At 70.9% G+C, this 12,736-nt stretch carries 11 protein-coding genes; 7 read left to right on the forward strand and 4 right to left on the reverse strand.

Annotation, left to right across the window (positions count from 1 at the left end):
* Positions 1 to 271: 271 nt before the first annotated feature.
* The 4 genes from MKK67_RS29430 to MKK67_RS29445 all read left to right on the forward strand — a co-directional run bounded on the left by MKK67_RS29430 (position 272) and on the right by MKK67_RS29445 (position 4,282).
* Complete coding sequence (locus MKK67_RS29430; protein ID WP_313899050.1) at positions 272 to 1,222, forward strand: 3-hydroxyacyl-CoA dehydrogenase family protein; 951 nt, start codon at positions 272 to 274, stop codon at positions 1,220 to 1,222.
* Positions 1,219 to 1,977, forward strand: a complete 759-nt coding sequence (locus MKK67_RS29435; RefSeq protein WP_243972250.1) for an SDR family NAD(P)-dependent oxidoreductase — start codon at positions 1,219 to 1,221, stop codon at positions 1,975 to 1,977. The genes MKK67_RS29430 and MKK67_RS29435 overlap by 4 nt, the downstream gene beginning before the upstream one ends.
* 56 nt (positions 1,978 to 2,033) lie before the next feature.
* Positions 2,034 to 2,918: a 3-keto-5-aminohexanoate cleavage protein gene (locus MKK67_RS29440; protein WP_243972252.1), complete on the forward strand. Its 885-nt coding sequence runs from the start codon at positions 2,034 to 2,036 to the stop codon at positions 2,916 to 2,918.
* A 134-nt stretch (positions 2,919 to 3,052) separates the two neighbouring features.
* Positions 3,053 to 4,282, forward strand: coding sequence for an ABC transporter substrate-binding protein (locus tag MKK67_RS29445; protein ID WP_243972255.1), 1,230 nt, complete (start codon positions 3,053 to 3,055; stop codon positions 4,280 to 4,282).
* A 166-nt stretch (positions 4,283 to 4,448) separates the two neighbouring features.
* On the opposite strand, the gene MKK67_RS29450 is transcribed toward MKK67_RS29445, so the two are convergent.
* Positions 4,449 to 5,318, reverse strand: coding sequence for an aldo/keto reductase family oxidoreductase (locus MKK67_RS29450; RefSeq protein ID WP_243972256.1), 870 nt, complete (start codon positions 5,316 to 5,318; stop codon positions 4,449 to 4,451).
* Between the two features lie 92 nt (positions 5,319 to 5,410).
* On the opposite strand from MKK67_RS29450, the gene MKK67_RS29455 reads away from it, so the two are divergent.
* Positions 5,411 to 6,340, forward strand: coding sequence for a LysR family transcriptional regulator (locus tag MKK67_RS29455; protein WP_243972259.1), 930 nt, complete (start codon positions 5,411 to 5,413; stop codon positions 6,338 to 6,340).
* Here the strand turns inward: MKK67_RS29455 and MKK67_RS29460 are convergent.
* Together MKK67_RS29460 and MKK67_RS29465 are read right to left on the reverse strand one after the other, a co-directional pair.
* Positions 6,315 to 8,081 carry a methanol/ethanol family PQQ-dependent dehydrogenase gene (locus MKK67_RS29460; protein ID WP_243972262.1) on the reverse strand — a complete coding sequence of 589 codons (1,767 nt, stop codon included), beginning with the start codon at positions 8,079 to 8,081 and terminating at the stop codon, positions 6,315 to 6,317. The two genes, MKK67_RS29455 and MKK67_RS29460, sit on opposite strands and share 26 nt — an antisense overlap.
* Before the next feature lie 108 nt (positions 8,082 to 8,189).
* Positions 8,190 to 8,786, reverse strand: a complete 597-nt coding sequence (locus tag MKK67_RS29465; RefSeq protein ID WP_243972264.1) for a TIGR00730 family Rossman fold protein — start codon at positions 8,784 to 8,786, stop codon at positions 8,190 to 8,192.
* Between the two features lie 227 nt (positions 8,787 to 9,013).
* Here MKK67_RS29465 and MKK67_RS29470 point away from each other — a divergent pair, with 227 nt between their 5' ends.
* A complete protein-coding gene (locus MKK67_RS29470; protein ID WP_243972335.1) occupies positions 9,014 to 10,402 on the forward strand; it encodes a LysM peptidoglycan-binding domain-containing protein in 1,389 nt (462 codons plus the stop codon).
* Positions 10,403 to 10,992: 590 nt separating this feature from the next.
* Here the strand turns inward: MKK67_RS29470 and MKK67_RS29475 are convergent.
* Positions 10,993 to 12,024, reverse strand: coding sequence for an alpha/beta fold hydrolase (locus tag MKK67_RS29475; RefSeq protein WP_243972266.1), 1,032 nt, complete (start codon positions 12,022 to 12,024; stop codon positions 10,993 to 10,995).
* Between the two features lie 194 nt (positions 12,025 to 12,218).
* Here MKK67_RS29475 and MKK67_RS29480 point away from each other — a divergent pair, with 194 nt between their 5' ends.
* A complete protein-coding gene (locus tag MKK67_RS29480; RefSeq protein ID WP_243972268.1) occupies positions 12,219 to 12,704 on the forward strand; it encodes an Hsp20 family protein in 486 nt (161 codons plus the stop codon).
* Positions 12,705 to 12,736 lie beyond the last annotated feature (32 nt).

Below are 12,736 nucleotides of genomic sequence, written 5' to 3' on the forward strand. Positions count from 1 at the left end.
CTCAGGACCAGCCCGCGGCGCAGGCCACAGGCTCAGGTGCCAACGATCCGACAGTCGCCGCCGGCTCTGGGGTGGCCACCCCAGAGCCGGCATCCCTCGCGGGACAGGGGCAATCTGACATGATTCGCTAATACAAGGTGCTGCGCAGCAGCCTCGAAGGAGCCCTCCAGCCGGCCGCGCGATCCCTGGAGGGCTCCTTCGAGGCTGCTGCGCAGCACCTCATGATGAGGGGGTGAGTGGGAGACCGGATCAAGAGAACGGAGCGCGCAGCATCATGGAAATCGCGATCGTCGGCGGCGGCCTGATGGGGCACGGCATCGCCCTGGTGCTGGCGCTCCACGGGCACGGCGTGCGGATCACCGACACGGATGCGGAGACCCGCGCGCGGGTGCCGGGTCTCATGGAATCGGCGCTGGCGACCCTGCAGGAGGAAGGCGCCGCCCCGGATGGGTGGGACGCCGCGCGGCTCGCACGGGCCGTCCGCGTCGAGGCCGAACTGGAGCCGGCGGTGGCGGGGGCCGGCCTGGTCATCGAAGCGATCACAGAGAATCCGGAAGCCAAGCGGGCCCTGTTCGCCGAGCTGGACCGGCTCTGCGCCGCCGATGCGATTCTGGCCAGCAACACCAGCTACCTCGATGTCTTCCCGCTGATCCCGCAGGCTCGCCAGGCGCGGGCGCTGGTGATGCACTGGTACACGCCGCCCTACATCGTTGACCTCGTCGACGTGGTGCCTGGCCCCGGCACGGATCCGGCCGTGGTCGCGGCGATGCGCGACCTGGTGCTCGGCCTCGGGCAGGTGCCGATCGTGCTCAAGCGCTTCATCCCCGGCTACATCGCCAACCGGATCCAGTCGGCGATCAGCGCCGTCGTCTACGAGCTTCTCGACGCCGACATCGCGGCGCCCCGGGAGATCGACGACGCGATCATCCACGGCCTGTCCCTGCGCATCCCGATCCTCGGCCACCTCGCCAAGGCCGACTTCACCGGGCTCGACCTGGCGCAGCGTGCCATGGCCAATGCGAGCCGCACGGCGCAGGGCGCGCCGATGCGCTCCAAGACCCTGGATGCCCTCTGCACCGAGGGCCGGACCGGGGTGATGGCGGGGCGCGGCTATTTCGACTGGGGCGGCCGGGCGCCCGCGGATCTGTTCCGCGAGCGCGACCGCAAGCTCCTGGCGCTCAAGAAGGCGATGGCCGGGATCGGCCGGATGGAGGGCACATGATCGGCGCGGACCTGTCCGGACGGCGCATCCTCGTCACCGGCGCCTCCTCGGGCATCGGGCTGGCGACGGTGACGCTGTTCGCCCGCAACGGCGCCAGCGTGGCCCTGAACCACCTGCCCGACGATCCCCGCGGCCCCGCGGAAGCCGAGCGTCTGGCCGCAGAGGGCCTGGCCGTGATGGCGCTGCCCGGGGACGTGTCCCAGCCCGGCGCGGCCGAGGCGATGGTGGCGGCCGGGATCGGGGCGCTGGGCGGCCTCGACGTGCTGGTCAACAATGCCGGGACCTCCGGCACCACGGCGCCGATCGCCTTCGAGGACCTCGACGCCATGACGGAAGAGTTCTGGCAGACGATTCTGGCGACCAACCTGATCGGCCCGTACCGCTGCGCGCGGGCCGCCGCGGCAAGTCTGAAAGAAAACCGCGGGGCGATCGTCAACACCGCCTCGGTGGCGGGGCTCGGGCGGCGGGGCTCGTCGATCGCCTATTCGGCCAGCAAGGCCGGGCTGATCAACCTGACCCGCAGCCTAGCCCGGGCGCTCGCCCCGGATGTGCGCGTCAACGCCGTCGCCCCGGGCCTCGTCGCCACCCCGTGGACCGAGCCCTGGCCGGAGGCGCGCAAGGCCGCGACCGTGCAGCACACGATGCTGCGCCGCATGGCCCGGCCCGAGGACATCGCCGAGACGATTTTCTTCCTGGCCGCGGGCGCCGCCTACATCACCGGCGAGACCATCACGGTCGATGGCGGGGCGATGTAGCCGCCTTCGTCCACGCACGGGACGGCAACGTCAGGATCAGGGCCAGGGAGAAAAAAATGTCCCGGACGACCGTCATCACCTGCGCCCTCACGGGCTCGTTCGACACACCCCGAAAAAACCCGGCGGTGCCGGTGAGCCCGAAGGCCATCGCCCAATCGGCCCTGGAGGCCGCCTCCGCCGGGGCCGCGGTGGTCCATATCCATGTCCGCGATCCCGAGACCGCCGCGCCCAGCATGGAGCTGGCCCATTACCGCGAGGTGGTCGAGCGGATCCGCGAGCAGAACGAGGCGGTGATCCTCAACCTCACCACCGGGGCCGGGGGCCGGTTCGTGCCCGGCGACCCCGACCCGTCGGTGGCCGGCCCCGGCACCACCTTCGTGTCGCCCGAGACCCGCACCCGGCACGTGTCGGCGCTACGCCCCGAGATCTGCACCCTCGACATCGCCACGATGAATTTCGGCGAGCACCTGTTCCTCAACACCCCCGCGCATCTGCGGGCCATGGCGGCGCAGATCCGCGCGGCCGGGGTGAAGCCGGAGATCGAGGTGTTCGATCTCGGTCAGATCGAGCTGGCCCGGCACCTGATCGCCGAGGGGCATCTCGCGCGGCCGCCCCTGTTCCAGATCTGCCTCGGCATCCCCTGGGGAGCGCCCGCGACCCCGGAGGCCCTGGTGGCGATGCGCGCTCGACTGCCCGAGGACGCGATCTGGTCGGCCTTCGGCATCGGCCGGGAGGAATTCCCGATCCTGGCGGTCGCCGCCGGCATGGGCGGCAATGTCCGGGTCGGGCTGGAGGACAACCTGTACCTGTCCCGGGGGATGCTGGCCCCGAGCAACGCCGCCCTGGTGGAGAAGGCGGTGAGCCTTCTGGCCCATCTCGACCGCGAGCCGGCCACCCCCGACGAGGCGCGGGCAATCTTTGGCCTGGCGCCGCGCGAGTGAAGGGCGGCCCTGACGGATCGCCCGCATCCTCTCACCCGCCCGTATCGGCCCCGATCCGGCCCGCCTAGACTGCATTCGGACGATATCCGAGCGGCGAACAACGCCGCCGCGTTCAAAAAAACAGGGAGTGAGACATGACGGTCCGCCACTGCGCCGCGGGACTGACGGGGCTTCTCTGCGCGCTCGGGGCCGGGGCGGCGCTTGCAGCCGACCTCGTGCCGGTGAAGATCGGCGTGCTGAACGACCGCTCCGGCGTCTACTTCGATTCCACCGGCGAGGGCGCGGTGGTGGCCGCCCGCATGGCGGTGGAGGATTTCAAGCCGGAGACGCACGGGTTGAAGGTCGAGGTCGTGGCCGCCGACCATCAGAACAAGCCCGATGTTGGCGCCTCGGTCGCCCGGCAATGGTACGACCGCGACGGCGTCGACGCGGTGTTCGACGTGCCGACCTCCTCGGTGGCGCTCGCCATCGCGCAGATCACCAAGGAGAAGAACAAGGCGTTCGTGAATTCCGGCGGCGGCACCGCCGACCTGACCGGCCCAGCCTGCACCCCCAACACCGTGCACTGGACCTACGACACCGCCGCCCTCGCCAACGGCACCGGCAAGGCCCTGCTCAAGCGCGGCGGCAAGACCTGGTACTTCATCACCGCCGATTACGCCTTCGGCCTCGCCCTGGAGCGCGACACCAAGGCGGTAGTGGAGAAGAACGGCGGCACGATCGTGGGCGGCGTGCGCACGCCGTTCCCGAACCCGGATTTCTCCTCGTTCCTGCTCCAGGCCCAGGGCTCGGGCGCACAGGTGATCGGCCTGGCCGATGCCGGGCTCGACGCCGCCACCGCGATCAAGCAGGCCCACGAATTCGGCATCCGCCAGGGCGGCCAGAAGATCGCGGCGCTGCTCATCGCCGACACCGACATCCACGCGCTGGGTCTCGAGGTGGCGCAGGGGCTGGAATTCACCGCGCCGTTCTACTGGGATATGAATGACGGCACGCGCGCCTTCGCGGCCCGGTTCGAGCAGCGCATGCCGGGCAAGAAGCCCACCGCCTACCAGGCCGGCGTGTATGCCGGATTGCTCCACTACCTCAAGGCGGTAGAGGCCCTGAAATCCGCGAAGGACGGCGCGGCGGTGGTCGCCAAGATGAAGGAGCTGCCCACCGACGATCCGCTGTTCGGCAAGGGCTACATCCGCCCCGACGGGCGCAAGATCCACCCGATGTACCTGTTCGAGGCCAAGGCGCCCGCCGAGTCGAAGGGCGGCTGGGACCTGTACAAGCTCCTGGAGACCATCCCCGGCGAGCAGGCCTTTCGGCCGATGAGCGAGGGCGGCTGCCCGATGGTGGCCGGCCTTTCGACGAAGTAGAGGCCTCCCGGCCATCCCGCCCAATCCCCTCATCCTGAGGCGACGAAGCGAAGCGGAGGCCTCGAAGGAGGCCTCCAGGGATCGCAGCACGGTCTGGGGGGCGCCTTCGCGAGTCGCGCGACACGCGAGCACCTCTCGATGCGGTCAGGAATGGGATGGCCGATCCTCAGGCCGCCCCGATCCCGTCGAGGGCCACCATGGCGTCGTCCGGCAGCGTCAGGTCGGCCGCCGCGAGGTTCTCGCGCAGGTGGCCGAGCGAGGACGTGCCCGGGATCAGCAGGATGTTGGGCGACCGGCGCAGCAGCCAGGCCAGCGCCACCTGCATGGACGTTGCCCCGAGCCCGGCCGCGACCTCCGACAGGGCCGTGGATTGCAGCGGGCTGAAACCGCCGAGCGGGAAGAACGGAACGTAGGCGGTGCCGGCGGCGGCCAGTTCGTCGATCAGGGCGTCATCGGCCCGGTGCGCGAGGTTGTACTGGTTCTGCACGCAGACGATCTCGGTGATGCGCCGCCCCTCGGCGACCTGCGCCCGCGTCGCGTTGCTCAGGCCGATCCGCCGGATCAGGCCCCGGCGCTGTAGCTCTGCCAGCACGGTCAGCGGCGCCTCGATCGATCCCTCCGCGGGGCCGTGGACGTCGAACATCAGGCGCAGGTTGACCACGTCGAGGGCGTCCACGCCGAGGTTGCGCAGGTTGTCGTGCACCGCCTGGGTCAGCTCCTCGGCCGAGAAGGCCGGGTTCCAAGAAGCATCCGCCCCGCGCTTGGCGCCGACCTTGGTGACGATCGTGAGGTCGTCCGGATAGGGGTGGAGCGCCTCCCGGATCAGTTGGTTGGTGACGTGCGGCCCGTAGAAGTCGCTGGTGTCGATATGGTTGACGCCCTGCGCCACGGCCTCGCGCAGCACGGCGATGGCCGCATCCCGATCCTTCGGCGGCCCGTAAACACCGGGCCCGGCGAGCTGCATGGCGCCGTATCCGAGCCGCTTCACGGTGCGGTCGCCGAGCGAAAAGGTTCCGGCCTTGGCGATGTCGGTCATGGTTCGTCTCCGTTGTCCGCCCCGGATGTAGACCCGCCCGACTGATCGGATAAGCAGGGATCATCGGCACGGGCTGTTCGGGATGGCGAACGATGGCGGCGGATCTCGCGGATCTGACCGCCTTCGTGACCGTGGCGCGGGCCGGCGGGTTTCGCGAGGGCGCCCGCGGCAGCGGCGCCAGCGCGTCGAGCCTCAGCGAGGCGGTGCGCCGGCTGGAGACACGCCTCGGCGTGCGCCTCCTGAACCGGACCACCCGCAGCGTCGCGCCGACCGAGGCCGGCGCGCGCCTGCTCGAACGACTCGGGCCGGCGCTCGGTGAGGTCGAGGCCGCCCTCGACGTGGTGAACGGGTTCCGCGACCGGCCGGCCGGGCCGCTCCGGCTCAACGTGCCGCTGAGCGCGGCGCGCCTCGTCCTGCCCGCGATCGTGCCGCCATTCCTGGCCGCCTATCCCGAGATCCGGCTCGAAATCGTGGTGGAGGACGGCTTCGTCGACGTGCTGGAGGCGGGCTGCGACGCCGGCATCCGCTACGACGAGCGGCTGGAGCAGGACATGATCGCCGTGCCAATCGGCCCGCGGCGGCAGCGTTTCGCCACCGCGGCGGCTCCGTCCTATCTCGACCGGCGCGGCCGCCCGGAGCATCCGCGCGACCTCCTGGATCATGCCTGCCTGCTGGGCCGGTTCCCGAGCGGCAGCCTGACGGCGCCGTGGGAGTTCGAGCGCGCCGGGGAGATCGTCCGCGTGGATCCGTCCGGCCCGCTGATCGTGCGCGTCGGCGCCAGCGACCTCACCGTCGCGGCGGCCGTCGCCGGCACCGGGATCATCCACCTGTTCGAGGATTGGCTGCGTCCGCACCTCGACAGCGGCGCCCTGGAGCCGGTGCTGGAACCGTGGTGGCAGGTCTTTTCCGGGCCGTTCCTCTACTTCCCCGGCCGCCGGCACCTGCCGGCGCCGCTGCGGGCTTTCGTGGATTTCATCGCGGCACGCCCATGCGGGCTCACTCCGGCAGCGCGAACACCGTGAGCTGCCCGCCGGGCGCCGTGTACTGCGACAGCGCCGCGTAGCCGCCGACCGCGCCGGAGCCGTCGGCGGGATCGGTCAGGCCGGCGGCCAGTCCGATGCCGGCCCAGCCGCCGATCCCGGAGAGCACCGCCACGTATTGCCGGCCGCCGTGCTGATAGGTGGTGACGTTGCCGACAATGCCGGACGGGGTCTTGAAGCGGTAAAGCTCATGCCCGTCCCGGGCATCGACCGCCTTCAGGTAACCTTCGAGCGTGCCGTAGAAGACGACGTTGCCGGCGGTGGCGAGCGCACCGGACCAGACCGAGAACGCCTCCGGGATCGTCCAGGCGATGTTCCCCTTCGCCCCGTCCCAGGCGATGAACGCGCCGGTCCGGTCGGAGCCCTCGGGCGGGTGCAGGGTCAGCGTCGCGCCGACATAGGGCTGGCCCGGCGTGTAACTGACCCGGAACGCCTCGTAATCCATGCACATGTGGTTGGTCGGGACGTAGAACAGGCGCGTCACCGGCGAGTAGGCGGCCGGCTGCTGGTTCTTGGCGCCGAGCGCCCCGGGGCAGATGTTCTTGGTGACCTCCTCCTCGTCGGCCTCGCCGGGAGCATAGCGTTTGTCGAGGACGGGCCTTCCGTAGTCTGGGGAGGCGCGATCCAGGTCGATCCGGCGCGCCCAGTTGACGCTGGGATCGAATTTTTCGGCCACCAGCACCTCGCCGGTGGCCCGGTCGAGGGTGTAGCCGAAGCCGTTGCGGTCGAAATGGGTCAGCACCCGGCGCGGGCGGCCATCGATGACCTGCTCGGTCAGGATCATCTCGTTGACCCCGTCATAGTCCCACTGGTCGTGGGGGGTCATCTGGTAGACCCAGCGCGCCATCCCAGTGTCGGGGTCGCGGGCGATGATCGCCATCGTCCAGCGGTTGTCGCCCGGGCGCTGGGCCGGGTTCCAGGTCGCCGGGTTGCCGGTGCCGTAATAGACGAGGTTCAAATCCGGATCGTAGGAGAACCAGCCCCAGCTGCAGCCGCCGCCGATCCGCCACTGGTCGCCCTCCCAGCTCTTGAGCGAGGAATCCCGGCCGATCGGACGCCCGAGCGCGGTGGTTTTCTCCGGATCGACCAGCATGTCGGCATCCGGCCCGGTGGCGTAGGCGCGCCACAGGCGCTTGCCGCTCGCCTGATCGTAGGCGGTGACGTGGCAGCGGGCGCCGTACTCGCCCCCGGCGATGCCGACGATCAGCTTGCCGTGTACCGGCAGCACCGTGGCGGTATTGGTCTCGCCTCGGGCCGGGTCGCCGTTCTTCACGGCCCACAGGACCCGGCCGGTCTCGGGATCCAGGGCCACCACGGTGGTGTCGGCCAGTTGCAGGAACAGCCGGCCGTCCGCGTAGGCGAGGCCGCGGGAGACCGTGTCGCAGCACATCACCGCGATCACGCCCGCATCCTGGCGCGGAGCGTAGCGCCACAGGATCTTGCCGTCGTGGTCGAGATCGAGGGCGTAGACCAGGTTCGGGAACGGGGTGTGCACGAACATCCGATGCCCGACCACGATCGGCGCGCCCTCGTGCCCGCGCAGCACGCCGGCGGAGAAGGTCCAGGCGACCTTGAGGCGGCCGACATTGCCGGCATCGATCTGGGCGAGGTCGGAATAGCGGGTGTTGGCGTAATCCAGGGTCTGGAGGACGGGCGCTTCCTGCGCCGACGCCGCACCCAGGAGGCCGGCGAGGGTCAGGGCCGCCAGGGTCGGGACGCGCATGCTCGGACTCCACTTGCCGCCGCCCGGCACGGCAGCGCCGGCCTCATACACCGACTGTCTGCACCGGCCACCGAGATCGCCACCGCGGCCAAGCGTCCGCGCCCGGCCTCACATCCGCTCTTTGACGATCTCCTCGGCCTGCGGGTCCGGCTCGTGGCCGGCCTCGCGCAGCAGCGGCACCACCGCGGCCGCGTCCCGGGCGACGCTGTAGCTGAGGTCCAGCCCCGCGCGGATGAAGCCGTGGCCGCGCATGTGCTCGAACAGGGCGAGCAGCGGCGCCCAGAAATCCGCCACCGAGACCAGCACCACCGGCTTCCGGTGCTGCCCGAGCTGCGCCCAGGTGAGCTGCTCGACCAATTCCTCCAGGGTGCCGATGCCGCCCGGCAGGGTCACGAAGGCGTCCGAGCGCTCGAACATCAGGCGCTTGCGGGTGTGCATGTCGGGCACCACCACGGTCTCCTGCACGGCGTCGAGCATGTGCTCGCGCGCCTGGAGGAAATCCGGGATGATGCCGGTGACGTGGCCGCCGGCCGCAAGCGCGGCGCGGGCCACCGTGCCCATCAGGCCGACATCGCCGCCGCCATAGACCAGGCCCATCCCGGCCTGCGCGATCGCCGTGCCGAGGGTCTCGGCGGCCTCGCGAAACGCCGGGTCTCCGCCGAAGCCGGAGCCGCAATAGACACAGACTGTCCTCACCGGGGCCATCCGGCGCCCTCCATCACGCAACCGTTGCGAGCCGTCGAAAAAGAGCCCCGCGCCCGGCGCTCCACGCGCCAAACTGCTGAATTCGCGTGGGATTCACCCGCCGAAGCGGCGGGACGGCTTGGTGTCGGGACCATGTACGGTATTATGGGCGCCGCAGTCGACGGTTTTTGAGCGGGCAGGCGGCCCATTCGCCGAGCGGACGGCAGAGCAGGGAGGCCTCCGTGGCGATGTCGAGACAGGTGCGGCGCAGTCTCGCCCTGGCGCTCGCCGGCCTCCTCGGCGGCCTCGGCCTCGTGCTGGCCCTGTTCGGCGGCGAGTCCCTGCGGCGGATGATCGACCGGCATGAGCCGGAGCCCCCCGCCGCCACGGCCCCCGCGCCGCATGGCAGCCTGGCGGAGCCCGGGGCGACGGCGCAATCCGGCGTGCCGGCGATCGATTTTCGCGACGGCACGGCGGGCGCACCCAAGCCCGGCGAGACCCGATCCGCCGCACGCTCCTCGGCCGACCCGGCACCGGGCGCGGCCCCGTCGGCCGGGATCGGCAGCCCCGCGGGCAAGCCGGCCGAGCCCGACGCCGCCGAGGTGCCGCGCTTCGACATCGTCCGGGTCGAACCCAACGGCGACGCGGTGGTGGCCGGGCGCGGCGCACCGGAGGCCGTGATCGAGATGCTGGTCGACGGCAAAGCCGTGGCTCGGGCCAAAGCCGACGCGAACGGCCAGTTCGCCCTGGTGCCGCCGGCGCTGCCGGCGGGTTCCAGCGCCCTCCGGCTGCGCATGACTACCAAGGACGGCCGCGCCGCCGACTCGCGCCAGAGCGTGGCGGTCGACGTGGCCCCGAACCGCGACCGCCAGCCCCTAGTGGCGCTGACCGCCCCGGACGCCGCCACCGTGGTGCTGTCGCAGCCGGACGCCCCCGAGCCGGCGAAGGGAACGGTCGCCCAGGCGAAGGCGCCCCCTACCGGAAAAGCCGCGGTCGCGGCCACCGGCAAGGCGCAGGCCGCCCAGATCGTCAGCGTCGACGTGCAGGAGAACGGCCGGTTGTTCGTCACCGCGACCGGCACGCCGGGCGCGAAGCTGCGGCTCTACCTCAACGACACGCTGATCGCCCCGGGCAGCGTCGGGCCGGACGGCCGGGCGAGCTTCACCATCGGGCGCGGGGTGAAGGCCGGCCAGTATCAGGTGCGGATCGACCAGATCGATCCGCGCACCGGCAAGGTCGCCGCCCGAGCCGAGGTGCCGTTCGCGGTGCCCGAGCCGACCCGCGTCGCCGCCGGCGAGGGGACCGGCCGTGAGCCGTCCGGCACTTCCACCTCCGGGGGCGAGCAGGGGGCACCCCGTCCGCGAGAGAAAAACCCCGGCGCGGCGGAGATGCCCTCCGCTCTCAGCCCAGATGCCACGGGGACGAGCGCCCCGGCCCGGGCCGGGGCGGTGTTCGTCCCCGAGATCACCACGGCCAAGATCACCCGGGGCGACAACCTCTGGCGGATCAGCCAGCGCACCTATGGCCGCGGCGAGCGCTACACGGTGATCTACGACGCCAACCAGACCCAGATCCGCGACCCGGACCGGATCTATCCAGGCCAGATCTTCATCCTGCCCACCGACAAGCGGGGGTGAGGGTGGGATGAAACCAGAGGCGCCCAGGGCTCTGCCCTGGACCCGCAAAAGGTCTCGACCCAGCCCTTTCAAGGTGTTTGCGGCAGCGGACTGTCCCGCTTGCCTCACGACGCTTAGTCTTTGCAGAGGCCGTTCTGAGAACAACCCCGTCATCCCGGGGCCGCGCAGCGGAGCCCGGGATCCAGAAACATTTTGGGGTCAATGACTTGCGCCGTCGGCGGCTCTAGATCCCGGGCTCGCCTGCGGCGCCCCGGGATGACAGGGTGGAGGCTGATGCCTCCGTGGAAATCCGGGCCTCGTGGAAGGGGAAGATCTCCTCACGCGGTCTCCTTTCCACGTCCGTATCGCCCCTGCGGCGATGCCCCCTGGCAAGGATCGCTCGCGCGTCATCGGACCTGGGTTGCGATACAAATCGATTGTTCCCGTTAGGAAAAATCCTTGGATGGGGCCCAACCCAAACACCTTGAAAGCGATGGGTCTTGGACCTTTTGCGGGTGAAGGGCGGAGCCCTTCTGTCGGGCTCCGCCCCGATACCCCGCCAAAGGGCTGAGTCCTTTGGGATCCCACTGTGACGGGCGCGCGGCGACGGCTCAGGTCACCGGCACGGCCTGGTGCGCCTCCACCTCATTGTGCGAAGGCAAGGGCGAGCCCGGCACGAAGGCGTCGAAGGCCGCCCAGAAATCTTGCCGGATCGCGTCGCGCTCGCTCAGGATCTCGTGCCGGGAATCCGGCAGGACCAGGATGTGGCCGGCCTTCATCCGGCCCGCGAACCGCTCGGTGTCCAGCGTCCCGCAGACCGGGTCGGCGCCGGCCGCGACGATCAGGGTCGGCAGGGTAATGCGCGGGGCGACGCGCGGGTCGCGCAGGCGCGCCATCGCCCGGAACGCCTCCGCGAGCCACGCGATCGTCGGGTCGCCGACCGCCCCGGCGCCGACCTGCCGGGCCGCCGCCGCGTTGCGGGCATAGCGCATCGGATCGCGCGACAGGCGGTTGCCCGCATAGGGCTTGGTGGCGATCGAGACCGGCTTGCCGAGCGGGATGTACCAATGGCCGAGCCCGATCCGGTGCAGGGCCCGCGACAGGAACGCCGCCCCGGCGGGCCAGCGCACCATGCGGATCGACAGCATCGGCGCCACGGTCACCAACCGCCGGAACGGCAGCCAGCCATCGAGCGCCCCGATCAGGGCGACGCAGCCGCCCATCGAGTGCGCGAGGCCGATATGCGGCTCGGGCATCAGCGGCACCAGCACCGTCTCGGCCACCGCCCGCAGGTCGAGCCGGTAATCGTCGAAGCGGGCGACGTGGCCCTTGTGCGGGTCGTCGACCCGCCGGTCCGACTCGCCCTGGCCGCGCCAGTCGAACGCCACCACGGCGAAGCCCCGCGTCCGGAGGTCCTGAATCGTCTCGTAGTACTTCTCGATGAACTCGGCCCGACCCTGGAGCAGGCACACCGTGCCTCGGCAGGTCCGCGCCGCGCTCTGCCAATAGGCCGCCCGCAGGGTGCAGTCGTCGCGGGTGCCGACCGCGATCAGGGTGCCGCCGGGCGGCACCGGATTGTCGGGCGTGCTGCGCAGGGTCAGGAGCGGCGGCTCCCGTCCGATCTCGCCGTCGAACCGTCTCACGGGGCCACCTCGTTGCGTCCGGGCGTCAGCGTGACCGTAGCCGAAAAAATCTCGGATTCGGCCCTTGCGACGGGTCTTGAAGGCCGATTTTCCACCCCCGATATTCCGTCTGTGCCGGCCGTCAGGCGGCACGGAAGACGGGTCCGGCCCATCGGGCGGACCAGCCCTGCATGTTGCTCATACGAGGATATGTCATGCGTCAGTTCGATCTCGCCCCCCTGTATCGTTCCACCGTCGGTTTTGACCGTCTGTTCTCCGCCCTCGACCAGTTCGCCACCGCCGAGGCGGCCCCGACCTACCCGCCCTACAACATCGAGCGGACCGGCGAGAACGCCTACCGCATCACCGTCGCGGTCGCTGGCTTCACCGAGGCCGACCTGTCGATCGAGGTCCGGGAGAACGCCCTCACCCTCAAGGGCGAGCGCAAGGCCGAGGCCAAGGCGGAGTTCCTGCACCAGGGCATCGCGGCCCGCACCTTCGAGCGCCGCTTCCAGCTCGCCGACCACGTCCAGGTGACCGGTGCGGCCCTGGAGAACGGCCTCCTCCACATCGACCTCGTCCGCGAGGTGCCGGAGGCGAAGAAGCCCCGCCGCATCCAGATCGCCACGGCCGGCACCCCGTCCGCGCCGGTGATCGAGGGTGAGGTGCGCAAGGACGCGGTCCAGCAGCAGGCGGCCTGAAACGGCCGCCGGCCTGAGACCCGATTCGCGTG

It is taken from the genome of Methylobacterium sp. J-072 (assembly GCF_022829425.1).
Taxonomy (GTDB): Bacteria; Pseudomonadota; Alphaproteobacteria; order Rhizobiales; family Beijerinckiaceae; genus Methylobacterium.